The organism is Promicromonospora aerolata, assembly GCF_042682255.1.
Classification (GTDB): domain Bacteria; phylum Actinomycetota; class Actinomycetes; order Actinomycetales; family Cellulomonadaceae; genus Promicromonospora; species Promicromonospora aerolata.
Genome location: NZ_JBHUHF010000001.1, coordinates 3,559,455 through 3,585,846, shown reverse-complemented (window position 1 = coordinate 3,585,846; position 26,392 = coordinate 3,559,455). Strand labels below are relative to the sequence as shown.

General features: G+C 71.8%; 23 protein-coding genes. 14 read left to right on the top strand and 9 right to left on the bottom strand.

The window, feature by feature from the left end:
• The first annotated feature begins 2 nt into the window (after positions 1-2).
• Positions 3-2,117, top strand: a complete 2,115-nt coding sequence (locus tag ACFSL2_RS15995; protein ID WP_377198780.1) for an acyl-CoA dehydrogenase family protein — start codon at positions 3-5, stop codon at positions 2,115-2,117.
• 9 nt (positions 2,118-2,126) lie between these two features.
• Here the strand turns inward: ACFSL2_RS15995 and ACFSL2_RS15990 are convergent, their stop codons facing one another.
• Together ACFSL2_RS15990 and ACFSL2_RS15985 are read right to left on the bottom strand one after the other, a co-directional pair.
• Positions 2,127-2,426, bottom strand: coding sequence for a hypothetical protein (locus ACFSL2_RS15990; RefSeq protein ID WP_377198779.1), 300 nt, complete (start codon positions 2,424-2,426; stop codon positions 2,127-2,129).
• Positions 2,427-2,709: 283 nt separating this feature from the next.
• The gene (locus ACFSL2_RS15985) at positions 2,710-3,576 is read right to left on the bottom strand and encodes a DUF2599 domain-containing protein (protein WP_377198778.1); all 867 of its coding nucleotides are present in this window, start codon (positions 3,574-3,576) and stop codon (positions 2,710-2,712) included.
• 77 nt (positions 3,577-3,653) lie between these two features.
• On the opposite strand from ACFSL2_RS15985, the gene ACFSL2_RS15980 reads away from it, so the two are divergent.
• Entirely contained in the window at positions 3,654-4,310 is a 657-nt protein-coding gene (locus ACFSL2_RS15980; RefSeq protein WP_377198777.1) for a hypothetical protein, read from the top strand.
• On the opposite strand, the gene ACFSL2_RS15975 is transcribed toward ACFSL2_RS15980, so the two are convergent.
• The 3 genes from ACFSL2_RS15975 to ACFSL2_RS15965 form a co-directional block, all read right to left on the bottom strand.
• Positions 4,276-5,451 (bottom strand): chromosomal replication initiator protein DnaA, encoded by a 1,176-nt coding sequence (locus ACFSL2_RS15975; RefSeq protein WP_377198776.1) that lies wholly within the window; start codon positions 5,449-5,451, stop codon positions 4,276-4,278. The two genes, ACFSL2_RS15980 and ACFSL2_RS15975, sit on opposite strands and share 35 nt — an antisense overlap.
• Positions 5,452-5,536: 85 nt before the next feature.
• Positions 5,537-6,187: a response regulator gene (locus ACFSL2_RS15970; RefSeq protein WP_377198775.1), complete on the bottom strand. Its 651-nt coding sequence runs from the start codon at positions 6,185-6,187 to the stop codon at positions 5,537-5,539.
• A complete protein-coding gene (locus tag ACFSL2_RS15965; RefSeq protein WP_377198774.1) occupies positions 6,184-7,293 on the bottom strand; it encodes a sensor histidine kinase in 1,110 nt (369 codons plus the stop codon). The genes ACFSL2_RS15970 and ACFSL2_RS15965 overlap by 4 nt, the downstream gene beginning before the upstream one ends.
• 216 nt (positions 7,294-7,509) lie before the next feature.
• On the opposite strand from ACFSL2_RS15965, the gene ACFSL2_RS15960 reads away from it, so the two are divergent.
• Positions 7,510-8,049 carry a hypothetical protein gene (locus ACFSL2_RS15960; protein WP_377198773.1) on the top strand — a complete coding sequence of 180 codons (540 nt, stop codon included), beginning with the start codon at positions 7,510-7,512 and terminating at the stop codon, positions 8,047-8,049.
• Complete coding sequence (locus tag ACFSL2_RS15955; protein ID WP_377198772.1) at positions 8,046-8,549, top strand: GNAT family N-acetyltransferase; 504 nt, start codon at positions 8,046-8,048, stop codon at positions 8,547-8,549. Before ACFSL2_RS15960 ends, ACFSL2_RS15955 begins: the two co-directional genes overlap by 4 nt.
• On the opposite strand, the gene ACFSL2_RS15950 is transcribed toward ACFSL2_RS15955, so the two are convergent.
• On the bottom strand, positions 8,531-9,451 hold the full coding sequence (locus ACFSL2_RS15950; RefSeq protein ID WP_377198771.1) for an EamA family transporter: 921 nt from the start codon (positions 9,449-9,451) through the stop codon (positions 8,531-8,533). The two genes, ACFSL2_RS15955 and ACFSL2_RS15950, sit on opposite strands and share 19 nt — an antisense overlap.
• Before the next feature lie 161 nt (positions 9,452-9,612).
• Between ACFSL2_RS15950 and purL the strand changes: the two genes are divergently transcribed.
• From purL to purM, 9 genes are all read left to right on the top strand, one after another.
• Positions 9,613-11,952 (top strand): phosphoribosylformylglycinamidine synthase subunit PurL, encoded by a 2,340-nt coding sequence (gene purL / locus ACFSL2_RS15945; RefSeq protein WP_377198770.1) that lies wholly within the window; start codon positions 9,613-9,615, stop codon positions 11,950-11,952.
• A gap of 141 nt (positions 11,953-12,093) precedes the next feature.
• The gene (locus ACFSL2_RS15940) at positions 12,094-13,056 is read left to right on the top strand and encodes an endonuclease/exonuclease/phosphatase family protein (RefSeq protein ID WP_377198769.1); all 963 of its coding nucleotides are present in this window, start codon (positions 12,094-12,096) and stop codon (positions 13,054-13,056) included.
• Positions 13,057-13,104: 48 nt separating this feature from the next.
• Positions 13,105-15,384 carry an RNB domain-containing ribonuclease gene (locus ACFSL2_RS15935; protein WP_377198768.1) on the top strand — a complete coding sequence of 760 codons (2,280 nt, stop codon included), beginning with the start codon at positions 13,105-13,107 and terminating at the stop codon, positions 15,382-15,384.
• Between the two features lie 25 nt (positions 15,385-15,409).
• Positions 15,410-15,853 (top strand): hypothetical protein, encoded by a 444-nt coding sequence (locus ACFSL2_RS15930; RefSeq protein WP_377198767.1) that lies wholly within the window; start codon positions 15,410-15,412, stop codon positions 15,851-15,853.
• Positions 15,853-16,248 (top strand): sterol carrier family protein, encoded by a 396-nt coding sequence (locus ACFSL2_RS15925; RefSeq protein ID WP_377198766.1) that lies wholly within the window; start codon positions 15,853-15,855, stop codon positions 16,246-16,248. Before ACFSL2_RS15930 ends, ACFSL2_RS15925 begins: the two co-directional genes overlap by 1 nt.
• Positions 16,249-16,641: 393 nt before the next feature.
• Positions 16,642-21,201 carry an ExeM/NucH family extracellular endonuclease gene (locus tag ACFSL2_RS15920; protein WP_377200836.1) on the top strand — a complete coding sequence of 1,520 codons (4,560 nt, stop codon included), beginning with the start codon at positions 16,642-16,644 and terminating at the stop codon, positions 21,199-21,201.
• 120 nt (positions 21,202-21,321) lie between these two features.
• Positions 21,322-21,621, top strand: coding sequence for a hypothetical protein (locus ACFSL2_RS15915; protein ID WP_377198765.1), 300 nt, complete (start codon positions 21,322-21,324; stop codon positions 21,619-21,621).
• A gap of 58 nt (positions 21,622-21,679) precedes the next feature.
• On the top strand, positions 21,680-23,227 hold the full coding sequence (gene purF, locus ACFSL2_RS15910) for an amidophosphoribosyltransferase (RefSeq protein WP_377198764.1): 1,548 nt from the start codon (positions 21,680-21,682) through the stop codon (positions 23,225-23,227).
• 43 nt (positions 23,228-23,270) lie between these two features.
• Positions 23,271-24,380: a phosphoribosylformylglycinamidine cyclo-ligase gene (purM, locus tag ACFSL2_RS15905; RefSeq protein WP_377198763.1), complete on the top strand. Its 1,110-nt coding sequence runs from the start codon at positions 23,271-23,273 to the stop codon at positions 24,378-24,380.
• A 60-nt stretch (positions 24,381-24,440) separates the two neighbouring features.
• Here purM and ACFSL2_RS15900 read toward each other — a convergent pair whose 3' ends face one another.
• Entirely contained in the window at positions 24,441-24,653 is a 213-nt protein-coding gene (locus ACFSL2_RS15900) for a DUF3073 domain-containing protein (protein WP_377200835.1), read from the bottom strand.
• Positions 24,654-25,247: 594 nt separating this feature from the next.
• Here ACFSL2_RS15900 and ACFSL2_RS15895 point away from each other — a divergent pair.
• Positions 25,248-25,457, top strand: a complete 210-nt coding sequence (locus ACFSL2_RS15895) for a BldC family transcriptional regulator (RefSeq protein ID WP_108495333.1) — start codon at positions 25,248-25,250, stop codon at positions 25,455-25,457.
• A gap of 65 nt (positions 25,458-25,522) precedes the next feature.
• Here ACFSL2_RS15895 and ACFSL2_RS15890 read toward each other — a convergent pair whose 3' ends face one another.
• Entirely contained in the window at positions 25,523-25,846 is a 324-nt protein-coding gene (locus ACFSL2_RS15890) for a DUF3618 domain-containing protein (RefSeq protein WP_377198762.1), read from the bottom strand.
• On the bottom strand, positions 25,843-26,295 hold the full coding sequence (locus ACFSL2_RS15885; protein WP_377198761.1) for a phage holin family protein: 453 nt from the start codon (positions 26,293-26,295) through the stop codon (positions 25,843-25,845). The genes ACFSL2_RS15890 and ACFSL2_RS15885 overlap by 4 nt, the downstream gene beginning before the upstream one ends.
• Between the last annotated feature and the right edge of the window lie 97 nt (positions 26,296-26,392).

The window sequence follows — 26,392 nt, the reverse complement described above, 5'->3', positions numbered from 1 at the left end:
CGATGACGACCACCTCCGAGCCCGTGACCACCCCCACGGCCACCGAGGCCGCCGCGCCCCAGACCGAGGCGCCTCGTCCGACGTCGGGCGGCCGTGTGGACGTGCCCGCTCTGCAGCAGATGCTGCTCGGCCGCTGGCCCGAGGAGCGTTCCGAGGCTCGCCGCATGGTGGCCGAGCACCCCGAGCTCTGGAAGCAGGAGGGCATCACCAAGGAGGAGCACCGGGAGATCGCCCTCGCGCAGATGAAGCAGATGGTGCCGTACGGCCAGGTCCTGCGGGCCTTCCCGGAGCGGCTCGGCGGGCGTGGCCAGGCCGGCGCGAACCTGGTGGGCTTCGAGGAGCTCGTCGCCGCCGACCCGTCGCTGCAGATCAAGGCCGGCGTGCAGTGGGGCCTGTTCGGTTCGGCGATCCTCCACCTCGGCACCGAGGAGCAGCAGGACCGGCTCCTCCCCGGCGCGATGGACCTGAGCGTCCCCGGTGCGTTCGCGATGACCGAGACGGGTCACGGTTCGGACGTCGCCTCGATCGGCACGACCGCCACGTACGACCCCGACACCGAGGAGTTCGTGCTCAACACCCCGTTCCGCGGGGCGTGGAAGCAGTACCTCGGCAACGCGGCGAAGCACGGTGTCGCAGCGACGGTGTTCGCCCAGCTGATCACCAACGGCGTCGACCACGGTGTGCACTGCTTCTACGTGCCCATCCGCGACCCGCAGACCATGGAGTTCCTGCCGGGCGTCGGTGGTGAGGACGACGGTCAGAAGGGCGGCCTCAACGGCATCGACAACGGCAAGCTGCACTTCACCGACGTGCGTGTGCCGCGTGCGGACCTCCTCGCCCGCTACGGCCAGGTGGCGGCGGACGGTACCTACACCTCCTCGATCGACAGCCCGGGCCGACGCTTCTTCACCATGCTGGGCGCCCTCGTCCAGGGACGCGTGTCGCTCGACGGCGCCGCGATCACCGCGGCGAAGATCGGCCTCGCGATCGCCACGAAGTACGCCGACCAGCGCCGGCAGTTCTCGCCCGCCACCGGTGCGGACGAGCTGACGCTGCTCGACTACTCCACGCACCGCCGCCGGCTCTTCCCCCGCATCGCGGAGGCGTACGCGATGCACTTCGCGCACGACGAGCTGCTCGACCTGTTCGACGCGGTCTTCTCCGGCCGGGAGGACACGCCCGCCATGCGGGAGGACCTCGAGACCACGGCGGCGGCGCTCAAGGCGACCTCCACCTGGTACTCGCTCGACACCCTCCAGGAGTGCCGTGAGGCGTGCGGCGGTGCCGGCTTCCTCTCCGAGAACCGCTTCACCGGTCTGCGCGCGGACCTCGACGTCTACGCGACGTTCGAGGGCGACAACCACGTGCTGCTGCAGCTCGCGGCCAAGCGCCTCGTGGGTGACTACGGCAAGAAGATGGCGCACGCGGCCAAGTCACCCGCGGGCGTCGCGGGAATCGTGGCCGGACAGGCCAAGGACGCCCTGCTGCACAGGCTTCCGCTGAAGCGCCTGGGCCAGACCGTGTCCGACGGTGGCGCGGCGCGCACCGCGGGCCGCCTGCTGGATGCCGACGTGCAGCGCGAGCTGATCGCCGGCCGCTTCGAGGGCATGGTCGCGGCCACCGCCACGGGTATGCGCCCGGCTCTCAAGGCCGACTCGATCCGCGCGCAGGAGATCTTCGACGACAACCAGGTGAGCCTCATCGGCTCCGCGGCGGCGTGGGCCGAGCTGGTGCGGTGGGACGCGTTCACGAAGGCCATCGGCACGGTGTCCCACGCGGGTACGCGCAAGGTGCTGACCCTGCTCCGCGACATCTACGGACTCACCACCATCGAGCGGCACCTCGACTGGCACCTGACCAACGGCCGCCTCTCGGCCGGGCGCGCCCGGGCCGTGACGACGACGGTCGACCGCCTGCTCAAGGAACTTCGTCCGCACGTGCTCGACGTCATCGACGCCTGGGGCTTCACGCAAGGGCACCTGCGCGCCCCCATCGCGGACGGCTCCGAGAAGGCGCGGCAGGACGAGGCGCGTGCCTACTACCGCGAGCTCCGCGCGAGCGGAACGGCGCCGATCAGCGAGAAGGAGCTGCGCAAGCAGCAGGCGAAGACTGCCTGACGGCGCCGCTCACGCGGCGTCGGGCACCACGGCCACGACGGGGACGGGGAGCTGCTGCACGGGAGCCGGTACGGGCTCGTCGGTGGTCTCCTCGTCTCCGACGGGGCGGGCGAGCGACCCGCCGAGCGTGACCGGGGCGCTCGGCTCCGTCGTCGGTTCGGGGGTCGCCCGGACGACAAAAAAAGTGCCCGACAGTCCGAGAAGGACGGCGAGCACGGTGAGTGGTACGAGCTGGTAAGCGATGGTGAATCCGAGCAGTGCGCCGCCGCCGACGGCGATGATCGATCCAAGGACGAGTACACGAGTCATCAGGAGCCTCCCTGCCAAGGTATCTCCGAGGAGCTATGCCTGACCCCAGGGGGGAACTCCCGTGGATCGCTGGGCGCCTGCCGATGACGGCCGCGCGTCCGGGCGCACGCGACGCCATGAGCTGAGGTCCGGCTGAGCTGGGGCTCATCAGATTATGTGGCGAGCCTGCCTCGCCGTCGTCTCCAGGAAACCCCAACGGGCGTAGCTTCGCACCTCGAATCGCACCGCGGATGGTCACGACTCGGTCACGGCTCGGATTGCTCCGGTGTGCGGACGTGCCGGCTCACACCGGGTTGCAGTGTGCGGCGGCGGTGAGGATCAGCCCGATGTCGGGCCGCCAGGGCTCCAGGTTCCACGTGTTCTTGTCCGGTGCACCGACTGCGTGGCAGACGAGCTGGTCGTCCATGGTGGAGCTCCCCGCATCCGGCTCCGCCGCCACGAGCTGGGTGCGGATCAGGTCGATCCCCGCCTCGCCCGCGTGCCGCGCCCAGTCCGACGGGTCGACCGCGAGTGACCGTCCACCCTCGTTCTCGCCCCACGTCGCGCTCTCGATCGCCTGTGTGCCCACGTCGAACGTGATCTCCAGCCGGCCGGTCGGAGCAGCCCGGCCTCCGGACCCCTGAGCCGTCCGGACCCGGTCGTCCACCTCCACGCGGGCACCGGTCGCGCCGACGTCGGTGACGTCGATGCCGGGCGCGTCCTCGATCTCCGACGGCGGTGCGGGCGGCCCGACCGCCGCGACGGGTGTGCCGTCGTCGTCGAGCACGGTGATGCTGCCGTCCGGGTCGACGTCGAGCGTGCCCGGCGACGTGAGGTCGAGGCGGGCGGCCTCGCCGGGGGCGAGGGCCAGGGCGACCGTCCGTGCTCCTGGCGCATCGCCGTCCCGCACCGTGGCGCGCTTCGGCGAGCCGATGCGCAGCACGACGTCGCCGAGGGTGAGCGTGCTCGTGTGCGGCTCGGGCCGGTCGTCGCCGGCCGAACCGGGCTGGTCCTGCCGGTCCGGCGTCCCTCCTTCGGCAGACCCGGACCCCTGGTCCGGGTCGTCCCCCCGCGCGGCCCGGTCCGCCGGGTCGCAGCCGTTCGCGCTCAGGAGGACCGCCAGCGCGGCGCACACGGCGAGGGGCACCACAACGGCACGTCGAGTCGGCACGGCTCCATTGTGCGGCGCGGTGGCTCCGGTCGAGGTCTTGGGTGGCGCGTGTCGGCGACACCCCCTATGTTTAGAACATGCGTTCGAACAAGGGGTTGGTGACACAGGGTCCCGCCAACGTGCCGGGCCAGTCCGCGCGTGGTGCAGCCGCACCGCGCGAGTCCGGGTTCGCGAGCGGTTTCGCGAACCTCACGGAGGCGGTCGACGCCGTGGCGGCGGTCGATGCGCTCCTTGCCTCCCTCGCGGCCTCGCGTGCCGTACTCATGGAGTCGGTCCGGGAGTGGGTGGTCGACCGGCCCGAGCTGTTCGACGCCCCCGAGATCGAGGTGGAGGACGTCCCGGGGCTGGCTCCCGAGCTCGTCGAGCAGCTGGCCAAGGCGCTGCGCGTACCGGAGGGTTCGGCGGTCGCGCTGATCGAGGAGTCCCGGGCCCTGGTGCACGAACATCCGCGCACGCTCGCGGCTCTGCGTGGCGGGCACATCACTCACGCGCACGCCCAGACGATCCTCGGCTATACCGACGGGCTGCGCCGTAGCAACCGGGTGGCGCTGGAGACCCGCCTGCTCAAGCGTGCGCGCACCACGACCCCGGGCGAACTGAGCATGGCTGCGCGGGTCGAGCGCGAGCGCCGTCTGCGTCCGGAACGGCCGGCGGCCGCGCCCGCGGGCCGGCAGGCGTCGACCGCGCGGCGTCAGCGGCTCAGCGCTTCCGCCACAGGTCGTCCCACGCGGTGAACGGGTCGTCGGTGCGAGGGCTCTGCGAGCTCCCACCGGCGGCGACCGCGGGCGTCTGGTCGCCCCAGGTAGTGCCGGTCCAGGTGGAGCCGCCCCTGGTGGAACTGCCCCAGGCCGGGTTGCCCCAGGCCGGTCCGGCCTGGTCCTCGTGTCCTCGGCCGGTGGCGCCCGGGGCGGTGCCGTACGGGAGCCAGTCCTGCTGGGCGTACGTGGCGGGTGTCTGCTGGTCGGGCACACCGGTCCCGTACTGCTCGGCGGCCGCGGAGTAGGGCGGGTCGAACGAGGTGTCCAGGCTCTCGGGCGGCGTCGGGGCCTGGGTCGCATGGCTCGATGCGGGCCACTGCTGTGCTGCCTCGGTCTGCCCGGACCAGGGCGGCGTCGATGAGTCCGGTCCTGGCCAGGGCGGCGCCGGGACGGGCCGGTCCGGCGCCGCGAGCACGTCGTGGCTCGGCATGCCGTGCCGGGGGGCGCGGTAGGCGTGTGCGGCCCGCGGCACCGGCGCCGGCTCGCTCGGCTCCTCGTGCGGCGGCGCGAACCGTGGGTGGTCGTCGCCCGGGTTCGGTGTGGAGACCGCTGCGAAGGTGGTGGTGGCCAGGTACTGCTCGAACGGCACGTCGAAGGTCTCGTCGGCCGACCACGCGGCGTCCCAGGCGGCGGTGACCTGACGGGTCGAGGTCCGGCGCCCGTCGTCGGGCATCGGGGGCAGGTCGATCTCGCCGGAGCCGTGCAGCACCTGGTCGTGCATCTGGCCCACCCAGTTGACCGCGAGCTCGAAGCGCATGGTGCCGATGCCCTCCACGCCCAGCTCACCGCCCAGCGCGGGGTGCGGGTTGAAGACGTACACGTCCGCCTCGCCGAGGTGGATGCCGCGGCTACGGGCGTCCCGGACCACGTCGTCCATGAGGTAGGTGGCGCGGCCCTCGGGCGACTCCAGCTCGGTGTACATGGTGACCGCCGAGGTCCAGCGAAGCTCGAGCGTGCCTTCGACCGTGTCGAGGAACCACCATCCGTCCAGCGACTCGAGGAAGATGTCGCCGAAACAGGTAGCGAAGCGCGGGGTCTGCTCGCTGAGCCCCAACCACTGCCATGAGGCGAGCCCGAACTCGAAGGAAACCTTCGGAAAAGTTCGAAGCAGCTTCATGTCCGAATGAAACCACTATCGGGTAAACGCCGGAACCCCCGGTGACATCTTTGTTACGTGACGGCTCAGTAGTGGGAGACCGGGCTCAGGCGAGGCCCGACTGGTACGCGAACACCACCAGCTGGGCGCGGTCACGGGCGGAGAGCTTGATCATCGCCCGCGACACGTGCGTCCGGGCGGTGGCAGGGCTCAGCACGAGGTGCTCGGCGATCTCGTGGTTGCTCATGCCCTGCGCCACGAGGCGGACCACCTCGTGCTCACGTTCGGTCAGGTCCCCGATCCGCGGGTGCGGCCGCAGCGTCCGTGGTGCCGCGGCGGTGAACTCCCGGATCAGCGTGCGCGTGGCCGACGGCGCGAGCAGCGCACCACCGTCGTGCACCGTGCGGATCGCGGCGACGAGGTCCGCCGGCGGGGTGTTCTTGAGGAGAAAGCCGCTCGCGCCGGCGCGCAGCCCGTCCACGACGTACTGGTCGTGCTCGAACGTCGTGAGCACCACGACGCGGGTGGCGGTGAGGTCCGGGGCCTCGGCGATGCGGCGGGTCGCCTCGATGCCGTCGATGCCCGGCATCCGGATGTCCATCAGCACGACATCGGGCCGGAGGCGGTGGGCCTCGGCGACGGCGGCGATACCGTCGGCGGCCTCACCGGCCACCCGGGTGTCCTCCTCCCCGGAGAGCAGGGCGCGCAGGCCCATCCGCACCAGGTCCTGGTCGTCCACGAGCAGCACCGAGATCATGCGACACCTCCAGCGGGCAGTACCGCCCGCACCTCGAAAGACTCGTCGACGGGTCCGGCGTCCAGCTGTCCGCCCAGTGACTCGACACGGCGCCGCATCCCGGCGATACCGAAGCCGGCGACGAAGCGGCCGTCCGGGCCGCGCGGGTTGCGGACGCACAGCCGTACGTCGTGTCCCGCGTAGTGGACCTCGACGTACGCCCCGGAGCCGGTCCCGTGCTTGACGACATTGGTCAGCGACTCCTGGAGCACACGGTAGGCGGCGAGGTCCACGGCAGCGGGCAGCGGCGTGGGCGTGCCGGTGACCCGGAGATCGACCGACACCCCCGCCGAGCGCACGCGTTCGACCAGGACCTCCAGGTTGGCCAGCCCCGCCGTCGGCGCCCGGTCGGGGGCGCCGCCCGAGGCCGCACCGGGCCGGATCTGCGCGAGCGTGGTGCGCAGCTCGGTCAGGGCCTCGTTCGCGGCCCTCGAGATCGTCTCGAGGGCGGTCGCCGCGTCGTCCGGCCTGCCCAGGTGGAGCGCGATGTCGGCCTGCATCTGGATGGCGGCCAGGCCGTGCCCGACCACGTCGTGCACCTCGTGCGCGAGCTGCAGCCGCTCGTCGTCGCGCGCCCGTTGCTCTGCCGCCGCGCGCTCCGCCGACCGTGCCTCGTGCCACATTCGCCGGGCGACGCCGATGCTGAACGGGACCGCCACGAAGGCGCTCACCGGGACGAGCCCCGCGGGGAAGCCGAGGCCGGCCGGGTGCGTGAACACGTGCACCACGAGCAGGGCCAGCGTTCCCGCTGCGTACAGGAGAGCGGGGCGCAGCGCGCGGCGTCGCGCCAGCGAGTAGACGGCGACCGCCAGGCACACCATCACCGGACCGTACGGATAGGCGAGCAGCAGGTAGGCGACGGTGGCAGCGGTGACCACCCCCAGCGTGACCACGGGCCACCCGGTGCGGAACAGGGTCGCCGCCGCGGTGGTGACCGCCAGCGCGTACCCGAGGGCGTCCACGGGGCGGTCCACCCCGGACGTCGCGTCGAGGAACGGCAGGGTCACCAGCACGAGCGCCGTCAGCACGGCGGCCACGCCCACGTCGACCAGACGCAGCTTCCGCATGTTCGCTCACCTCCAGCCCCACTGTGGCCGACGGCGCCTCCGCCGTCACCCCCTGGGCGCCGTACCACCGGCTACGTCACCGGACGTACGGCGGCCCGCCCGCCGACGTCGGGCGACGCAGGGCGAGTGCCGTCCGGCGGCCGATCACGCAGGGCGCCTCGGCCAGGAGGCTGGAACCCGACGGCACCGCCCGGTGCCCCCGAAGGGAGCAGCACCATGAACCTGCCACCACGTGCACGGAAGGCCGTGCTGACCCTGCACATCCTGTCCGCCGCCGCATGGATCGGCATCGACGTGCTGGTCGCCGTGCTCGTCGGCGTGGGCCTGTCCGGGAGCTCCGCCACCACCAGAGGGCTCGCCCTGCGCGCCCTCGCGGAGTTCGTGGTGACCCCCATGCTGGTCTCGGCACTCGCCTGCCTCGCCACCGGCCTCGTGCTCGGCCTCGCCACGAAGTGGGGGCTGGTGCGCTACTGGTGGGTGGCGGTCAAGCTCGTCATGAACCTGGTGCTGTGCACGCTGATCGTCGTGGCTCTGCGCCCCGGCATGCCCGAGGTCGGTACGGCGGGCGCGGCGCTCGAGAACGGGCAGGCACCGGGCACCGACCTGTCCTTCCTGGTGTTCCCGCCGGCCGTGTCGCTCACCACGCTCGCGTTCGCCACCCTGCTGGCCGTGTACAAGCCGTGGGGCCGGGTACGTCGGCGCTCGCGGAAGCGGCCGGGAGGACTGTCGGAGGCGCGGCCTACCGTGGTCGCATGAGCATCGAGGGACGGGCCATCGAGGTGCGCGACGCCGCGCCCGCCGAGTACGAGACGGTCGGCAAGATCGTCGCCGCTGCGTTCTACGCGTCCGGGCAGCTCGACGCCCCGGACGCCGGCTTCTACGCCGACGTCCTGCGCGACGTCGAGAGCCGTGCCGCCGCGGCGGAGATCATCGTCGCGCTGGACGGCGGCGTGGTGGTGGGCGGCGTGACGTTCGTGCCCCGCGGCGGGCCCATGGCCGACATCGCGCAGGACGGCGAGGCGGAGATCCGCATGCTCGGTGTCGCACCGGACGCCCAGGGCAGAGGAGCGGGGACCGCCCTGATGCGGGAGTGCATCGCGCGGGCCGCGGGGGCCCGGCGGATCGTCCTGTCCACCCAGACCGTGGCCACCGGGTCCCACCGGCTCTACGAGCACCTCGGATTCGTCCGCGACCCCGGGCGGGACTGGGCGCCCGTGCCCGGCGTGGACCTGCTCTGCTACGTGCTCGAGCGGTAACGGGGTCCGCCCGGCCGCCGCAGCAGCCCCGACGTGATCGCCACGCCCAGCAGGAGCAGGAGGCCACCGCCGGCCTCCGCCGCGTTGGGCACCTCGTCGAGGACCAGCCAGGCGGCGGTCATGCCGGCCACCGGCACCAGCATGGTGAACGGCACCACGGCGCTCGCCCGGTACCGGGCCAGGAGGGTGTTCCAGACGCCGTAGCCCACCAGACTGGCGAGCCATGCGGTGTAGAGGGTGGAGAGCACCACCGCCCACGTCGGGTGGGTGAGCGAGTACCCGACGGCCGCCGGGCCGTCCAGCGCCACGGCCAGGGCGAACATCGGCACGGGGACCACGAGCGCCGACCAGACGGTCATCGACAGCCCGGCCAGCGGGTTCGACCGCGCCCCCGTCAGCTGTGCCGCTACGCCCAGCCGCCGCACGATCACGTTGCCGGTCGCCCAGGACGCCGCGGCCGCGAGAGTGAGCAGGAAGGCGAACCCCGGGGTCGCCGCCGAACGGCCGAACCCGACGATCACCAGGCCCGCGGCGCCGAGCAGCACGCCGACCAGCTGCGGCGGCGTCGGGCGCTCGCGCAGGGCGACGCTCGCGAAGAGCACGGTGAGGACCACCTGCGCCTGGAGCACGAGCGACGCCAGACCCGGCGGCATGTCGAGCCACAACGCCGTGTACATCAGGGCGAACTGGCCGAGGCTGAGGAAGACACCCACCAGCAGGACGTCCTTCATGGGCGCCGCGGGCCGCGGAACCAGGAAGATCGCCGGGATCAGCACCACGACGAACCGGACCGCGAGGAAGAGCACGGGCGGCATGTCGTCCACGCCGATGTCGATGGCGAGGAAGTTCGTACCCCAGATGACCATGACGAGCACGGCCAGGAGCGAGTGGCGCAGGGGCATGCCCTCATGGTCGATCGGACGACCCCGTACGTCCATCGCGTATCACTGGCTGGCTGTACCCGGCCGGCTGAATCCGGCCGGGACCGCTTCCCCGCGTGACGCGTCGTAGACTGGCCGCGCGCTCCGGCGCTCAGAAACCTACCCCGCACGCGAGGAACTACATGACCGCGCCCGCGTCCCAGGCACCCTCCCGCCCGACTCCCCCCGTCCCGAACCTGGACACGGTGGAGACCGCAGCGGCCACACCTGATGAGGTGCAGCCCTACGGAGAGCTCGGCCTCAAGGAGGACGAGTACCAGCGCATCAAGGACATCCTGGGCCGCCGCCCCACCGCGGCCGAGCTCGCGATGTACTCCGTGATGTGGAGCGAGCACTGCTCCTACAAGTCGTCGAAGGTGCACCTGAGCAAGTTCGGCGAGAAGGTCACCGACGAGATGAAGGAGCACCTCCTCGTCGGTATCGGTGAGAACGCCGGCGTCGTCGACATCGGCGACGGCTGGGCCGTCACCTTCAAGGTCGAGTCGCACAACCACCCCTCGTTCGTCGAGCCCTACCAGGGCGCCGCGACCGGCGTGGGCGGCATCGTCCGCGACATCATCTCGATGGGCGCGCGCCCCGTGGCGGTCATGGACCAGCTGCGCTTCGGCGCCGTCGACCACCCGGACACGGCGCGCGTCGTGCACGGCGTCGTCTCCGGCGTGGGCGGCTACGGAAACTCCCTCGGCCTGCCCAACATCGGCGGCGAGCTCGTCTTCGACGGCTCCTACCAGGGCAACCCGCTCGTCAACGCCCTCTGTCTCGGTGTGCTCCGGCACGAGGACATCCACCTCGCCAACGCCACGGGCCTCGGCAACAAGGTGGTCCTGTTCGGCGCCCGCACCGGCGGTGACGGCATCGGTGGCGCCTCGATCCTGGCCTCGGAGACCTTCGAGGACGGTGTCCCCGCCAAGCGTCCGTCCGTGCAGGTGGGCGACCCGTTCATGGAGAAGGTGCTCATCGAGTGCTGCCTCGAGCTCTTCTCGGCCAAGGTCGTGGAGGGTATCCAGGACCTCGGCGCCGCGGGCATCTCCTGTGCCACCTCGGAGCTCGCCTCCAACGGGGACGGCGGCATGCACGTGGAGCTCGACGACGTGCTGCTGCGCGACCCCACGCTGAACGCGGGCGAGATCCTCATGTCGGAGTCGCAGGAACGCATGATGGCGGTCGTCCGGCCGGACCAGCTCGACGCCTTCCTCGCGATCACCCGCAAGTGGGAGGTCGAGACCGCCGTCATCGGCGAGGTCAACGGCTCCGGCCGCCTCACCATCGACCACCACGGCCAGCGGATCGTGGACGTCGACCCCAAGACGGTCGCGCACGAGGGTCCCGTGTACGAGCGGCCCTACGCGCGTCCGGCGTGGCAGGACGCACTGCAGGCCGACACGACGGTGGCGGCGAGCCTCGCCCGCCCGGCCTCCGGGTCCGAGCTGCGCGAGACCGCGCTGCGGCTGCTGGCCTCGCCCAACCTCGCGTCCAAGGAGTGGGTCACCAACCAGTACGACCGGTTCGTCCAGGGCAACACGGCCCTCGCGCAGCCCGACGACAGCGGCGTGATCCGCGTCGACGAGTCCACCGGGCTCGGCGTCGCGCTCGCGACCGACGCCAACGGCCGCTACGGCAAGCTCGACCCGCGCACGGGTGCGGCGCTGGCGCTCGCGGAGGCGTACCGCAACGTCGCCACGTCGGGTGCGAAGCCGCTCGCCGTGACGGACTGCCTCAACTTCGGCTCCCCGGAGCACCCCGACTCGATGTGGCAGCTCGTCGAGGCGATCGAGGGCCTTGCCGACGCCTGCCAGGAGCTCGGCGTGCCGGTCACGGGCGGCAACGTGTCGCTCTACAACGGCACCGGCGAACCCGGCCAGATCGACTCCTCGATCCACCCCACGCCCGTGGTGGGCGTGCTCGGTGTGCTCGACGACGTCAGCACCGCGCTGCCGTCCGGCTGGCAGACCGAGGGGCTGTCGCTCCTCCTGCTCGGCACCACGCGGGACGAGCTGGACGGTTCGGCCTGGGCCGACGTCGTGCACTCGCACCTCGGCGGCCTGCCGCCGCGCGTGGACCTGGCCGCCGAGAAGGCGCTCGCGTCCGCCCTGGTGGAGGCGCGCACGACGGGGCTCGCCGCCGCGGCGCACGACCTGTCCGAGGGTGGTCTGGTCCAGGCCCTGCTCGAGGCGTCGCTCCGGTTCGGCGTCGGAGCGTCGGTGGCGCTCGAGGGCGTGACCGGCCGCGACAAGGTGGACCCCTTCGTCGCCCTGTTCGCCGAGTCGACCGGGCGCGTGATCGTCGCGGTCGACCCGGAGCACGAGGGCGAGCTCACCCACCTCGCCGAGGACGCCGGCGTGCCGGTGCTGCGCCTCGGCGCTACCGGTGGTGACGCCGTCGTGATCGAGGGTCAGTTCGAGATCCCGCTCTCGGAGGCCCGCGAAACCCACGAGGCCACTCTCCCGAGCATCTTCGGCTGACGGGCGCCGCCCTGGCGGGTGATCGGTAAAAGGTCAGGTGATCGGCAGCTCGGACTGCCGATCACCTGACCTTTTACCGATCACCCGCGGATGGGCCGACAGGCGTCACACCCGGTGCCGCGCAGCCGATATGGTCCGGGAGTGCGATTTGTCCATGGCTTCATCTCGGTAGTGCTCTGGATCATCGCGATCCCCCTGCTCGTCGTGGCGGCGGCCCGGGCCCTGCCGTTCGACGACGTGGTCCCGCTGCCGCACCTCGTGGCCTTCACGCCGTGGGCGACGCTGGTGACGCTCCCGCTGCTGATCGTCGCGCTGTTCTCCCGGCGCTGGCTGCTGAGCCTGCTGCTCACGGCCGCGCTCGCCGGCTACGTGTACTGGACGGCACCCTTCTTCGTACCTCCGGACACGTCCACGGCGGCCGACCCCGCCGACCCCGGCACGGTGCGGGTCATGACCATCAACGCCCTGTACGGGCGCGCCGACGCCGAGAGCGTGGTCCACCTGGTGGAGTCGCAGCACGTCGAGGTCCTCTCGGTCCAGGAGCTGACGCCGGCTTTCACGGAAGCGCTGACGGACGCGGGCCTCGACGAGCTGCTGACCCACAGCCTCACGGTGCCCGTCGCCGACAGTCCCGCCGGGAGCGGCCTCTGGTCGTCCACACCACTCAGGGAGGAGGACCAGCTGGATGGCACGAGCTTCGCGATGCCGTCGGCGCTGGTCGCCGCCGGGGGCACCGACGTGCGCGTCACCGTGGTGCACCCGCACCCCCCGATGCCCACGGACATCACGACCTGGCGTACGGAGCTCGTCGAGCTGACGGAGCAGGTCCATGCGGACGACACGCCGCAGATCCTGGCGGGCGACTTCAACGCCACGTACGACCACGCCGGCTTCCGTGACCTGCTCGGATCGCGCTTCTGGGATGCCACCCGGGAGTGGGGCGCCGGACCAGCCGTGACCTGGCCGGAAGGCAGCCAGGTACCCCCGCTGTTCGCCCTGGACCACGTGGTGGTGGAGCGCGACATGCCGGTCTCCGACGTCGTCACCATGCAGGTCCCCGGCACCGACCACCGTGCGCTGGTGGCCACCGTCGTCGTGGAATAGCACAGCGACACCGCGCGGGGAGAGCGGAACCGGCTTATGTTCGCAGTTGTGCCGACTCGTCAGATGCGCCTCGCGCCCGCCGCCCCCGACGACGTGAGCAGTGCCCTTGCGGCGCTCCGCGCCGAGGTCGGTCTGCCCGCGATGTTCCCGCAAGACGTTCTCGAGGAAGCGCGGGCGGCCGCGGGGCAGGACTTCTCCGCCGGCCGCGCCGACCGCCGTGACATCGAGTTCGTGACCATCGACCCGCCCGGTTCCAAGGATCTGGACCAGGCGGTCCATGTGGAACAGTCCGGCGAGGGCTACGTGGTGCACTACGCGATCGCGGACCTGGGCGCGTTCGTCACGCCCGGTGGCGCCGTCGACGTCGAGGTGCGCAAGCGGGGGATGACCGTCTACGGACCGGACACCCGCACGCCGCTGCACCCGAAGATCCTTTCCGAGGGGGCGGCGAGCCTCCTGCCCGAGGTGGACCGTCCGGCCGTGCTGTGGACGGTCACGCTGGACGCGCGCGGCATCATCACCGGCGCCTCGCTGGAGCGCGTGCTGGTCAGGAGCCGGGAGCGGCTCACGTACGCGGAGGTGCAGTCCGGCCTCGACGCGGGCACGGCGAGCGAGTCCCTGCAGCTCCTGGCCGACGTCGGACGCCTGCGCCAGTCGCTCGAGGCGGCGCGCGGCGGGGTGTCGCTGGAGGTGCCCGAGCAAGAGGTGGAGCGCCACGAGGACGGTACGTACACGCTGTCGTTCCGCCGGAACCTTCCGGTCGAGGAGTGGAACGCGCAGATCTCGCTGCTCACCGGTATCGCGGCGGCGCACCTCATGCGTGAGGCCGGCGTCGGCATCCTGCGCACCCTCCCCGAGGCCGACCCGCGCGACGTGGCCCGCCTGCACCGCACGGCCCGCGCGCTCGGCATCGACTGGCCCGACAGCCTCCCGTACGCGCGCCTCGTCCCGACGCTCGTGTCGCGGATCCCGGAGCATGCGGCATTCCTCAACGAGGCGACGACGTTGTTCCGCGGCGCCGGGTACGTCGCGTTCGGCATGCCCGGGCCCGACGGTGACCCGGTGCCGCCGCCGGAGCACACCCGGCACTCCGCCATCGCCGCCGACTATGCGCACGTCACCGCGCCGCTGCGGCGCCTGGTGGACCGGTACGCGACCGAGACCTGTCTCGCGATCTCCGCGGGCACACCAGTGCCCACGTGGGTGCTGGACGCGCTGGCCGCCTTGCCGGCGGTCATGGCGGAGACGGGTCGTCGGGCCTCGTCGTTCGAGCGCGAGTGCGTCGACATCGTCGAGGCGTCGCTGCTCGCCGACCGCCTGGGCGAGGAGTTCGACGGCGTGGTGGTCGATGTCGACGACGACACCAAGGCGGAGCAGCGCGGCCTGGTGGTGCTGCGCGAACCCGCCGTCCGCGCGCGGGTGACCGGCCCCCGGCTCCCGCTGGGCGACGCCGTCCGGGTCACCCTCGCCGAGGCCGACGTGTCCGAGCGCCGGGTCATGTTCACGCTGCCGGGCGGCCGAGCGGTCGACCAGGGACCACGAGCGGGAGCGGCCTCCGGTCGCGCCGACGCCGATGCCGACGCGGGTGCCGACGCGGGCGGGAGCAGCGCTACCGGCGTCACCGGCGGCAGCGGCCAACGTTCCACGACGGGACCCCGTTCCGCCCCCGGGGTGGCCCGGCGCGCGGCCGTTCCCGCGCCGGTCGCCGCACCCGCGCGGTTCGCCCCGCTCGGTGACGGACCGACCCCCGCGCACGGGGCTGCGCTGCGCTCCACCGGCCCGACGGCGGGCCCGGCGCCGGCCGCTCGGGCGCCGCACCCGATCCGCGAGCCGCGCCCTGAGCAGAGCAGGAGTCCCGAGCAGAGCAGGAGTCCAGGGCAGAGCCGGAGTCCAGCGCCGAGCCGGAGTCCGGAGCCGAGCCCGAGTCCAGGGCCCAGCCCGGTGCCGTCGCCCCGTCCGGCGCCGTCGCCCGCTCCCGCGCCGTCGCCCGCGCCGCAGCCGGCCGACGGTGACGCGGCGGCCACCGTCCTACCCCCGCCGGCCCCGCAGCACCTGCGCCGCCGCGCCGGCTACCCGCCGGTTCCGCGGCCCGTGCGGCCCCAGGTCCGGGACGAGGTGCCGCTGTCGGAGCCGTGGTCGCGGCATGCCGCCCCGGCCGGGTCGCCCCGACGGCTCGCGCCGTCGTCGCAGCCGGTGCCGGTGGTCGGACGGGACGGCTCCGCGGACGTGGCGGAGTACCCCGCGGCGACGTCGCTCGAGCTGCCGATGGTGGTGGCGGCCGACCTGCTCGCGGTCGAGGGGCGCACGTCGGAGGTCTACCGGTACTGAACCGGTGGTCCGTGATACTGGCTCCATGATCGATGCTGTTCCTCCTGTCCTCCGGCGAGTACGAGCGGCCGCGGCCCTCGGCGTCGCCCTGGCCCTGACCGCCTGCACGCCCTCGGACAGGCCGCGCGACCTGGACGTGGTGTTCGACGAAGAGCAGACGACCACGGACGTGCTCCCCGACGAGATGCTCGCCTACCTGGCGGTCGACGGCGGGACCACCCGCCGGCTCGGTGCGGATGACGCCCTGACCTTCTACGCCGCCCGGTCCAACGAGGGCGCGGCCACCTGCCTGGTCCTGGTGGACGGTGCCGGGGACGGTGTCGCGGGCTGCGGCACGGGGCGCAACCCGACTGGTATCGAGGTCGGTAATGGAGAGGACGCTGCCATGCTCGTCATGCCGGGCACCGACTTCACCGACCTCGAGCAGTCCGGCTGGACCCGTCTCGGCGAGTTTCTGGCGGTGCGGTAGTGCCCCCGCGACGCCGGACCGATCCGGCGGCCGGGCGCACCGCCGTCGCCGCGTGGGCGTCGGGGGAGGCGGAGCGTCGAGACGTCACGACCGCCGTCCGGTACACGCTGGAGGAGCTGGCCGACCAGGCGCCGGGGAACTCCGTGGAGGTGCGCGTACCGCCGGCCGGAGCCGTGCAGGCCGTGGCCGGGCCGCGGCACACCCGGGGGACGCCGCCGAACGTGGTCGAGACCGACCCCGACACCTGGCTCGCGCTGGCCACCGGTGTTGTCACCTGGGTAGACGCCGTCGCGGACGGCCGGGTCCGTGCGTCGGGCGAGCGTTCGGACATCTCGGACCTGCTGCCGCTGACAGCCGTGCGCCAGGTGGCGTCCGGGGGCGACGGCGAGCCGTAGCCGCCGGTCGTACCAGGGTGAACCGGGCGCCGACGGCGTGTGCCGGGCAACGGAGGCCCGGGATACCCGCTAGCCTCGGCGTCGATCTCGTGGCTCGGCTGCGGGCAGGTTCACCCGGTGTGGGAGCGTCAGTTCTCCCGGCGGGTGTCCGGCTGTAACCACCGGTTCACGATGCAGTGATTGGTTGGTGCGGCTCGTGCCGGACCGCCTGCGCAACTGATGCGCGCCCGGCCGCGGCGATGCCGCCGAACAAGACGTCCAGCAGCAGTGCACTCCACCCCGGCCCACGGGTCGGCTATTGCAGAAGGAGTCAGCGTGAGACCCAGCACGCTCCGGTCCCCGCGACCGCACCCCCGACCCCATGCCCGATCCCAGGGAAGGGCCGCCGTCGCGGTGGCCCTCTCCGCAGCGCTCGCCGTGCCGGCCACGGCGGCTTTCGCAGTGCCCGCGGGCACCGAGGACGGCCCGGACTCCGGGCACGTCGTCATCAGCGAGGCGTATCTCGTAGGCGGCAGCTCCGGCCAGCCGTACCGGAACAAGTTCGTGGAGCTGTACAACCCGACGGCAGAGCCGGTCAGCGTCGACGGCTGGTCGGTGCAGTACAAGTCCGCGACCGGCGCGTCGTTCTCCGGCGTCACCGCACTGAGCGGCACCATCGCCGCCGGTGGCCACTACCTGGTGCAGGGCGGATCGAACGCCACCAACGGCGAGCCGCTCCCCACGCCCGACGCCGTCGGCAGCCTCAACCCGAGCGGCACGGCCGGCGTGGTCGCGCTCGCGTCGCAGACCACTGCCGTCACACCGGCGAAGGGTGCCGTACCGGCCGAGGGCGCCGAGGGCGTCGTCGACCTGCTCGGTTACGGCACCGCCGACACGTTCGAGACCGCTCAGGGTCCGGCCGGCCAGGGCACCCGCGTGGTCGGATCGCTGGAACGCACCGGCGACGCGGGCGACAACTCGGCGGACTTCGTGTTCACCGCAGAGGTGACGCCCACTGGTGGCGCGGGCGCGGAGCCCGAGCCGAGCCCGACCCCGTCGGAGCCGACCCAGCCCGGTGAGGTCGTCCCGATCGCCGAGATCCAGGGCACGGGCGACGCAACACCACTCGCTGGCGAGACGGTGACCACCCGTGGCGTCGTCACCGCCGTCTATGCGACCGGCGGATTCAACGGCCTGTACCTGCAGACCGCAGGCACGGGCGGCGGCGCCGACCCGACACCGGGCGCGTCCGACGGCGTCTTCGTCTACTCGGGGGCGGCCGCGGCGGACCTGTCGGCCGGCGACCACGTGGAGGTGACCGGCGCGGTCTCCGAGTACAACGGGCTGACCGAGCTCACCCCGTCGTCGGGCGGCTGGACCGTCCTGGACGAGCCCGCGACGGTCACGCCCACGGCGACCGCCTGGCCGGCCACCGCGGCGGAGCGCGAGGCGCTCGAGGGCATGCTCCTCGCGCCGCAGGGCGATTTCACGGTGACGGACAACTACGACACCAACTACTACGGCACCGTGGGCCTCGCAGCCGGCGACGGTCCGCTGGTGCAGCCCACCACCGTGGGCCGGCCGCTCTCGGCCGAGTACGACGCGCAGATCGCGGACAACGCGGCCCGCGCCGTGCTGCTCGACGACGGCTCGTCGATGAACTACAACTCGAACGCGAACAAGTCGAACCCGCTGCCCTACCTGACCGGTGGCGAGCCGGTGCGGGTGGGCGCCGCTGCCACGTTCACCACGCCGGTGGTGCTCGACTACCGCTACGGCGCGTGGGGTTTCCAGCCGCTGACGCACCTGACGCCCTCCGTCGCCGAGACGGTCCAGCCGGCCACGTTCGAGAACACCCGCGAGGACGCCCCCGCAGAGGTGGGCGGCGACCTGCAGGTCGCCACGTTCAACGTGCTCAACTACTTCAGCACCACCGGTGACGAGCTCACCGGCTGCAGCTACTACACCGACCGCGCGGGCGACCCCGTGACCGTCCGGGGCGGATGTGACGCGCGCGGTGCGGCTGAGGAGGAGGACCTCCAGCGGCAGCAGGTCAAGATCGTCGCCGCGATCTCGGCGCTCGACGCCGATGTGGTGGCGCTGCTCGAGATCGAGAACACCGCCGCGTTCGGCGGTTCGCGCGACCAGGCGCTGAGTGACCTCGTGGACGCGCTGAACGCCGCCGAGGGCGCCGGTACCTGGGCCTACGCGGCCTCCCCGGCCGAGGTGCCCGACGCCGAGGACGTCATCCGCAACGCGTTCATCTACCGGACCGCCACGGCGGAGCCGGTGGGCGACTCGACGATCCTGGTCGGTGACGAGGCGTTCCAGAACGCCCGCCAGCCGCTGGCCCAGACGTTCCAGCCCGCGGGCGGGACCGCTGACGCCGGTGACGACGTGGTCGTGATCGCGAACCACTTCAAGTCGAAGGGTTCGGCCGGCCCGTGGCCCGGTGACCCGGACCAGGGCGACGGCCAGGGTTCCTCGAACGAGTCCCGCACCCGCCAGGCGACCTCCCTCGTGAGCTTCGCCGAGGCACGGGCGACGGCCGCGGGGACCGACAAGGTCTTGCTGGTCGGCGACTTCAACGCCTACGAGCAGGAGGACCCGATCGTGGTCCTCACCGACGCCGGCTACACCGACCTCGGCCCGGCGACCGGCGAGTACACCTACAACTACGGCGGCATGGTCGGTTCGCTCGACCACGTGCTGGCGTCCCCCGCCGCGGCAGAGCTCGTGACCGGTACCGACATCTGGAACATCAACGCGTACGAGCCGGTGGCGAACGAGTACAGCCGGCACAACTACAACGCGACGATCCTGTACGACGAGACCCCGTTCCGGTCGTCCGACCACGACCCCGTCCTGGTCGGTCTGGACCTCGGCGACACGACCACGGAGCCCGGCTCCGTGGAGCTGGACCTCGTGGCCATCAACGACTTCCACGGCCGCGTCGACGACAAGACGGTCGCCTTCGCCGGCACCGTGGAGGAGCTGCGGGCGCAGAACCCCGAGGGCACGGCCTTCGTCTCGGCCGGCGACAACATCGGCGCCTCCCTGTTCGCGTCCGCGCTGCAGCAGGACCAGCCCACCATCGACGTGCTGAACGCCCTGGACCTGAAGACCTCCGCGGTCGGCAACCACGAGTTCGACCAGGGCATCGATGACCTGACCGGCCGCGTCACCGACGCAGCCGACTGGGACCACCTGGGCGCCAACGTGTACGACGCGGCCACCGGCGCTGCGGCGTTGCCCGAGTACCAGGTGGTGCCGGTGGGTGGTGTCGACGTCGGCTTCGTCGGCGTGGTGACGCAGGAGACGCCCACGCTGGTCACGCCCTCGGGCATCGCGGGGCTCGAGTTCGGCGACCCGGTCGAGGCGGTCAACCGCGTGACCGACGAGCTGCTCGACGGTGAGGCGGCCAACGGCGAGGCGGATCTGGTCGTCGCCCTGGTGCACGACGGCGCCGGTGCCGGCACGCCCGACGGCGCCACGCTGGAGGACGAGGTCGCCGCCGGTGGTCCGTTCGCCGCGCTGGTGCAGGACACCGACCCGCGCGTCGCGGCCATCTTCACGGGCCACACGCACAAGCAGTACGCGTGGGACGCCCCGGTCCCCGGCGCGGAGGGAGAGACCCGGCCGATCGTCCAGACCGGCAACTACGGCGAGTTCCTCGGCCACGTGTCGCTCACGGTGGACGCGGAGTCGTTCGACGTCACCGACTACGCGGTCGAGAACGTGGCGCGCACCAGCACCCCGGCCGACGAGCTGATCAGCACCTACGAGGCGGTCGCCGAGGTCGACACGATCGTCGACGCCGCTCTCGCCGAGGCCGAGGAGATCGGTGCCCAGCCGATCGGCAAGGTGACCGCCGACGTCACGACGGCGTTCTCGGGCGGCGGCTACACGGACGGCGTCTACGCCGGTGGCAACCGCGACGACCGCGGGTCGGAGTCGGCGCTGGGCAACCTCGTGGCGAACTCGCTGCGCGACTCCCTCGCGAGCGACGAGCGGGGCGGGGCCGACATCGGCGTCGTGAACCCCGGCGGCCTGCGCAACGAGCTTTACCACGGCGAGGACGGCGTCATCACCTACGCCGAGGCCAACGCGGTGCTGCCGTTCGTCAACAACCTGTGGACGATCACGCTGACGGGCGCGCAGCTCGACACGCTGCTCGAGGAGCAGTGGCAGACCGACGCCGACGGCAACCGGCCCTCGCGTCCGTACCTGGCGCTGGGCCTGTCCGACAACGTGTCGTACACCGTGGCCACGGCCGACCCGAACGCGACGCCCGGCGACAACGTCTCGTCGATCACGATCAACGGCGTGCCGGTGGACCCGGCCGCCGAGTACCGCATCGCGACGTTCTCGTTCCTGATCTCGGGTGGTGACAACTTCCGGGTCTTCACCGAGGGCACCGACGGGCGCGACTCGGGTCTGGTGGACCGCGAGGCCTGGATCGACTACCTCGAGACCGCGTCGCCGATCACGCCGAGCTTCGCTCGCACCCGCACGGTCGCCGAGACCCTGCCGGGTACGGTCGAGGCGGGCGGCTCGGCCGACGTCGGCCTCTCCGGTCTCGACCTGACCTCGCTCGGCGCACCGCAGAACACCGCGGTCGAGACGTTCCTCGTCCCGACGGGGGGCGCGGCGTCCGAGGGCGTCTCCCTCGGCACCGGCACGGTCGCCGACGGCGCGACGTCGGCCTCGGTCACCGTGCCGGCCGACACCGCACCGGGCGCGTACCAGCTCCTGGTGCAGGCGTCCCCGTCGGGGACGACGGTCCGGCTGCCGCTGACCGTCGAGGAGGGTGCCCCCCAGGAGCCGGAAGCACCCGCGTGGCAGCCGTGGAAGCTGTACTGGTGGGGCGACACCGTGTCGTACCGGGGTGAGGTCTACGTGGCGACCCGGCCGACGATCCTCCAGGTTCCCGGCCTGAGCGGTAAGCGCAGCGCCTGGCGGATGGTCGAATGACCCTCTCGCCGAGGTAGAACCGCAGCGATCCAGAACCGCGGCACATCCTTCACGGGGTGTGCCGCGGTTCTTCCGCCCCCGGGTTCTTTCCCGGCACGAGGCGGCGCGTACCCTGGTTTCGTGAGTGAAACCCAGGCAGCGAGCGACTCCTCCGACGACGTGGAGGTGCGCCACGTGATCGACCCGACGAGCGTGCGCCGGGCTCCGCGGTACAAGGCGTTCTTCTGGACGGGTGCCCTGGTCGGGATCGTGCTCGGGCTGGCGCTGGCGCTCTACCTCGTGAACTCGCCCGCGGGCACGGGAATGATGAAGTCCGGCGTGTACGTGACGGTGGTGACCGCGTTCGTCACGATGGTGACGACCCTCCTGGCCGGCCTGGTCGCGGTGATCGCGGACCGCCGGAGCCTTCGCGGGCGCTGACACAGAGGTCACAGACCGGGCTGGCGTCGTCGATCCGGTCGCATGGGATACTCGGAACATGCCTCTGCGCGGAGATGGCCGCCTCAACCACGACCTCATGCCCGGCGAGAAGGGCCCCCAGGACGCATGTGGCGTCTTCGGGGTCTGGGCACCCGGCGAAGAGGTCGCCAAGCTTGCGTACTTCGGCCTGTACGCCCTACAGCACCGCGGGCAGGAGTCCGCGGGTATCGCCACCAGCAACGGTGAGCAGATCCTCGTCTACAAGGACATGGGACTCGTCTCCCAGGTCTTCGACGAGACGGCCCTGAACGCCCTGACCGGACACATCGCCGTCGGACACTGTCGGTACTCCACCACGGGTGGCGTGACCTGGGAGAACGCTCAGCCCACACTCGGGGCGACGGCGTCGGGCACGGTGGCCCTGGGCCACAACGGCAACCTGACCAACTCCGCCGACCTGGTCAACCTCGTGGCCGAGCGCTACGGCGCACAGCGCCGCGGCGAGCTCGCCCGCGGCAACACGACCGACACCGCTCTCATCACCGCGCTGTTCGCGGGTGACGCGGATCACACGCTGGAGGCCACCGCGATGGAGGTGCTGCCGCGTCTGCGCGGGGCCTTCTCCCTGGTCTTCATGGACGAGAACACCCTGTACGCGGCGCGCGACCCGCAGGGTGTGCGCCCGCTCGTGCTCGGCCGGCTCGACCGCGGCTGGGTGGTGGCGAGCGAGACCCCCGCCCTGGACATCGTGGGCGCCTCCTACGTGCGCGACGTCGAACCGGGCGAGCTCATCTGCATCGACGCCGACGGCATGCGTTCGTCGCGCTTCGCTCCGACGGAGCGGGCCGCCTGCGTCTTCGAGTACGTCTACCTGGCCCGCCCCGACAACACCATCAACGGCCGCTCGGTGCACTCTGCGCGCGTCGAGATGGGGCGCACCCTGGCCCGTGAGCAGCCGGCCGACGCCGACCTGGTGATCCCGACGCCGGAGTCCGGCACGCCGGCCGCCGTCGGGTACGCCGCGGAGTCCGGCATCCCGTTCGGGCAGGGCCTGACGAAGAACGCCTACGTGGGCCGCACGTTCATCCAGCCGTCCGACACCCTGCGGCAGCTCGGCATCCGTCTGAAGCTGAACCCGCTGCGCGAGGTGATCAAGGGCAAGCGCCTGGTGGTCGTCGACGACTCCATCGTGCGTGGCAACACGCAGCGCGCGCTGGTCCGCATGCTGCGGGAGGCCGGCGCAGCCGAGGTGCACGTGCGCATCTCGTCGCCGCCCATCAAGTGGCCCTGCTTCTACGGCATCGACTTCGCGTCGCGCGCGGAGCTCATCGCCAACGGGCTGGGCGTGGAGGAGATCGGCAAGTCGCTCGGGGTCGACAGCCTCGGCTACATCTCGACGGAGGGCATGATCGCCGCGACCGAGCAGCCCAGCTCGCAGCTCTGTGCGGCGTGCTTCACGGGCAAGTACCCGATCGAGCTGCCCCCGGACGATCAGCTGGGCAAGCACCTCCTGGAGCAGGCGGAGCTGCCGCTCGGCCAGCCCGAGGACGGGCTCAAGCAGCTCGCCGTGCGCACCGGCGGTTCGACCGCCCTCGACCATCCGTGACGACGTCACCTCTTACCCGCACCGACCACTTCCTGGAGCACCAGTGACATCCGAAGGCCTGACGTACGCCGCTGCCGGCGTCGACACCGAGGCGGGCGACAAGGCCGTCGAGCTCATGAAGGACGCCGTGCGCCGCACGCAGGGTCCTGCCGTCCTCGGCGGCGTGGGCGGCTTCGCCGGTCTCTACGACCTGTCGGCCTTCCAGGGCTACCGTGCGCCCCTGCTGGCGACGTCGACGGACGGTGTCGGTACCAAGGTCGCGATCGCGCAGGCGATGGACAAGCACGACACGATCGGGTTCGACCTGGTCGGCATGGTCGTTGACGACATCGTCGTCATGGGCGCCAAGCCGCTGTTCATGACTGACTACATCGCCACCGGCAAGGTGGTTCCCGAGCGGATAGCGGACATCGTGCGCGGCATCGCGCAGGCCTGCGAGGTGGCGGACACCGCCCTCGTGGGTGGGGAGACCGCCGAGCACCCCGGGCTGCTGGAGCCTGACGAGTACGACGTCGCCGGGGCTGCCACGGGCATCGTGGAGGCCGACAAGGTGCTGGGCCCGGACCGCGTGCGGCAGGGCGACGTGCTGATCGCGATGGCGTCCAGCGGCCTGCACTCCAACGGGTACTCGTTGGTGCGCGCGGTGATCAAGCAGGCGGGTTGGGCGCTGGACCGGCACGTGGACGACCTGGGCCGCGCGCTGGGCGAGGAGCTGCTCGAGCCCACGCGCGTCTACGCCGCGGACTGCCTGGCCCTGGCCGCCGACGAGGCGGCACAGGTGCACGCGTTCACCCACGTGACCGGGGGTGGTCTCGCCGCCAACCTGGCGCGCGTGCTGCCCGCCGGGCTCGTGGCGACGGTCGACCGTGCGTCCTGGGACGTGCCTGCCGTGTTCCGCATGGTGCGCGACCTGGGCGGGGTGCCCGACCGTGACCTGGAGAACACCCTGAACCTCGGCGTGGGCATGGTGGCGGTCGTCGGCGCCGACGGTGCGGACGCCGCACTGGCACGACTGGCGACGCTGGGCGTGCCCGCGTGGACACTGGGAAGCGTTGGCACCCTGGATCCGGCCGCAGCGCAGGAAGACCTGGTAGCGGGCACGAAGGGCGTGACTGGTGGCGCGGTCAGGCTGGTGAACGACTACCGCGACTGACGCGGAGGCAGGGCCTGACCGAGGAGGGGGCGCGGGGCCGGCGCAAACGCGCCGGCACCCTCAGCGCGTGTTGTCGTCTTGCTCTGCCCAGTCGGAGTACCTGTTGTCGTACTCCTCGTCCTCCGGAGACTCCCACCGCGACTCTGTCGCCACATCAGTGTGGGAACCCCCGTTGAGCTCCTGCTCGAGGGCGTGATAATTGGTGTCCGGGCTGTAGTACTTCAGCGCGCGAGCAACCTTGGTCTGCTTTGCCTTCTGACGGCCGCGGCCCATGGCTCCGACCCCCTCAACGTAGGAGCGGGGCGGCACCGTGCATGGACGTGCGGCCCCGTGGCGTTTCGTCTGTCCAGGTTCCAACGTTACATGCTGGAACGGCGTTTCTTCCAGTCCGTGAGCGTGATTCGTCCCATCCTCTGGTGTGACGTTCGGATCGGACCGAGTTGCCCGCCGCGTGCAGACACGGTCGAGCGCTTGGTTGTAACGTGGCGACCAGTTTGCCATCAGCAGGTTCTTGCCGCTCCCCCGGTCGAGGGTCTGTGTGCCCCCGGAAGGCGGCTGGCTCGACCGGTCCGGACCGTGAGCCACCACGCTTTGCCGACCCCTGCCCGACGCACTGGCGTCTCCTGGACGCGTGCAGGAGATAGTGGCGAGCCGGGCGCTCCCCATGACGGGCAGCGCCGTCGGCGTGTCGCACGTGTCCGAGACTCGCCCGAAACGGGCGCGCGTGGCGAGCGGCGGAGAAAGTGAGGAAATAAACCGCGTCCCCAAGTCGCCTAAATCCCGTTTGCTGCTAACAATGGTGCAAGAGCGGGTGTCGTCAACCGCCTGGTACGGCCAGGCCGGCACCGTTCCGGAGGAGGTGCGGGGATGTCCATCCACGGAGAATCCGAGGTCCTGCTCACGCCTGCCGAGGTAGCGAGCTTGTTCCGTGTTGACCCAAAGACAGTAACGCGTTGGGCAAAAGCGGGAAAGCTCTCGTCGATCCGGACACTTGGCGGTCACCGCCGCTACAAGGAGTCCGAGGTTCGGGCGCTGCTCGGTGCGGCAGCGGACAGCTCGGGCGACTCTGACAACTAGTCGGACGTCGTTAGACGGATTGGTCGGCAAGCAGGACGAAGGCGCGCCGGGTGCTGCCCCCCAGCTCAGCCCCGCGCGCGCCTGAGCACGGCGGTCACGGCAACAGCCGTACCGAGGACGACCAGACCGAGCGTGGCACCTATCAGGACCTTGGCGTTGCGGGCCCGGCGCGGATCTTGCGCCGGGCCGTTCTTGTCGCCGAACTTTCCGGTGGCCATCGCGCCGGCATCACTCGCGGCCTGCTTCGCCTCCTGGGCGAGGCGAGAGGCCTGGTAGCCAGGGCTCAGCCGGGTCGTCAGCTCGTCGACGGCCGCCGCGAGGTCCGCACGGGTGCGGAGCACCTCGGCCTGGAGCTGCTGGCTGCTGGGTGGCGGTGTCGGAGTGCTCATCGGTGCATCCCCTCCTTGATCGACGCGATATCGTCCTTCACGCGCTGCACGCTCTCCGGCTTGGTGGTGCCCTTCTTCAACAGCTGTACACCCACCAGCGCGAGAATGATCGTGACGAGCACCATGAAGCCGCCGATCGCCAGTGCGGACAGCCAGAGCGGCCACACGGTGCCGAGGCCGTACACGGCCGCCAGGAGCAGCACTCCGGCGGCGTAGGCAAGGATCACGAGCGCGACGACGAGCAGTCCGACGCCGATCCCGGACTTCTTCGCCTTCTCGGAGAGCTCGGCCTTGGCGAGCGCGATCTCTGCCCGCACGAGCCGAGACGCCTGCTCGGAGATCTGCTCGACCAGCTTGCCCAGTGAAGCGGGCCTCTCGGGTTCCGGCGTGCCCACCGGGGTGCCGCCTGCTGCCCCCGTGTGGCTGTCGATCTTCACGTCCTCGATCATCTGCCCTCCCGTGCCGCCGTTTTCGGCCTGCGCCGCTGAAGACAACTCAACAGGTCAAGAGCGCATGGGGCAATTCCTGGCGCGGCGTGGCCCGAGG

What these genes read in the sequence shown, in the direction of transcription:
- ACFSL2_RS15995 (WP_377198780.1), top strand. Translation starts at nt 3, where the DNA reads ATGACGACCACCTCCGAGCCCGTGACCACCCCCACGGCCACCGAGGCC.
- ACFSL2_RS15990 (WP_377198779.1), bottom strand. Translation starts at nt 2,426, where the DNA reads ATGACTCGTGTACTCGTCCTTGGATCGATCATCGCCGTCGGCGGCGGC.
- ACFSL2_RS15980 (WP_377198777.1), top strand. Translation starts at nt 3,654, where the DNA reads ATGCGTTCGAACAAGGGGTTGGTGACACAGGGTCCCGCCAACGTGCCG.
- ACFSL2_RS15975 (WP_377198776.1), bottom strand. Translation starts at nt 5,451, where the DNA reads ATGAAGCTGCTTCGAACTTTTCCGAAGGTTTCCTTCGAGTTCGGGCTC.
- ACFSL2_RS15970 (WP_377198775.1), bottom strand. Translation starts at nt 6,187, where the DNA reads ATGATCTCGGTGCTGCTCGTGGACGACCAGGACCTGGTGCGGATGGGC.
- ACFSL2_RS15965 (WP_377198774.1), bottom strand. Translation starts at nt 7,293, where the DNA reads ATGCGGAAGCTGCGTCTGGTCGACGTGGGCGTGGCCGCCGTGCTGACG.
- ACFSL2_RS15960 (WP_377198773.1), top strand. Translation starts at nt 7,510, where the DNA reads ATGAACCTGCCACCACGTGCACGGAAGGCCGTGCTGACCCTGCACATC.
- ACFSL2_RS15955 (WP_377198772.1), top strand. Translation starts at nt 8,046, where the DNA reads ATGAGCATCGAGGGACGGGCCATCGAGGTGCGCGACGCCGCGCCCGCC.
- ACFSL2_RS15950 (WP_377198771.1), bottom strand. Translation starts at nt 9,451, where the DNA reads ATGCCCCTGCGCCACTCGCTCCTGGCCGTGCTCGTCATGGTCATCTGG.
- purL (WP_377198770.1), top strand. Translation starts at nt 9,613, where the DNA reads ATGACCGCGCCCGCGTCCCAGGCACCCTCCCGCCCGACTCCCCCCGTC.
- ACFSL2_RS15930 (WP_377198767.1), top strand. Translation starts at nt 15,410, where the DNA reads ATGATCGATGCTGTTCCTCCTGTCCTCCGGCGAGTACGAGCGGCCGCG.
- purF (WP_377198764.1), top strand. Translation starts at nt 21,680, where the DNA reads ATGCCTCTGCGCGGAGATGGCCGCCTCAACCACGACCTCATGCCCGGC.
- ACFSL2_RS15900 (WP_377200835.1), bottom strand. Translation starts at nt 24,653, where the DNA reads ATGGGCCGCGGCCGTCAGAAGGCAAAGCAGACCAAGGTTGCTCGCGCG.
- ACFSL2_RS15895 (WP_108495333.1), top strand. Translation starts at nt 25,248, where the DNA reads ATGTCCATCCACGGAGAATCCGAGGTCCTGCTCACGCCTGCCGAGGTA.
- ACFSL2_RS15890 (WP_377198762.1), bottom strand. Translation starts at nt 25,846, where the DNA reads ATGAGCACTCCGACACCGCCACCCAGCAGCCAGCAGCTCCAGGCCGAG.
- ACFSL2_RS15885 (WP_377198761.1), bottom strand. Translation starts at nt 26,295, where the DNA reads ATGATCGAGGACGTGAAGATCGACAGCCACACGGGGGCAGCAGGCGGC.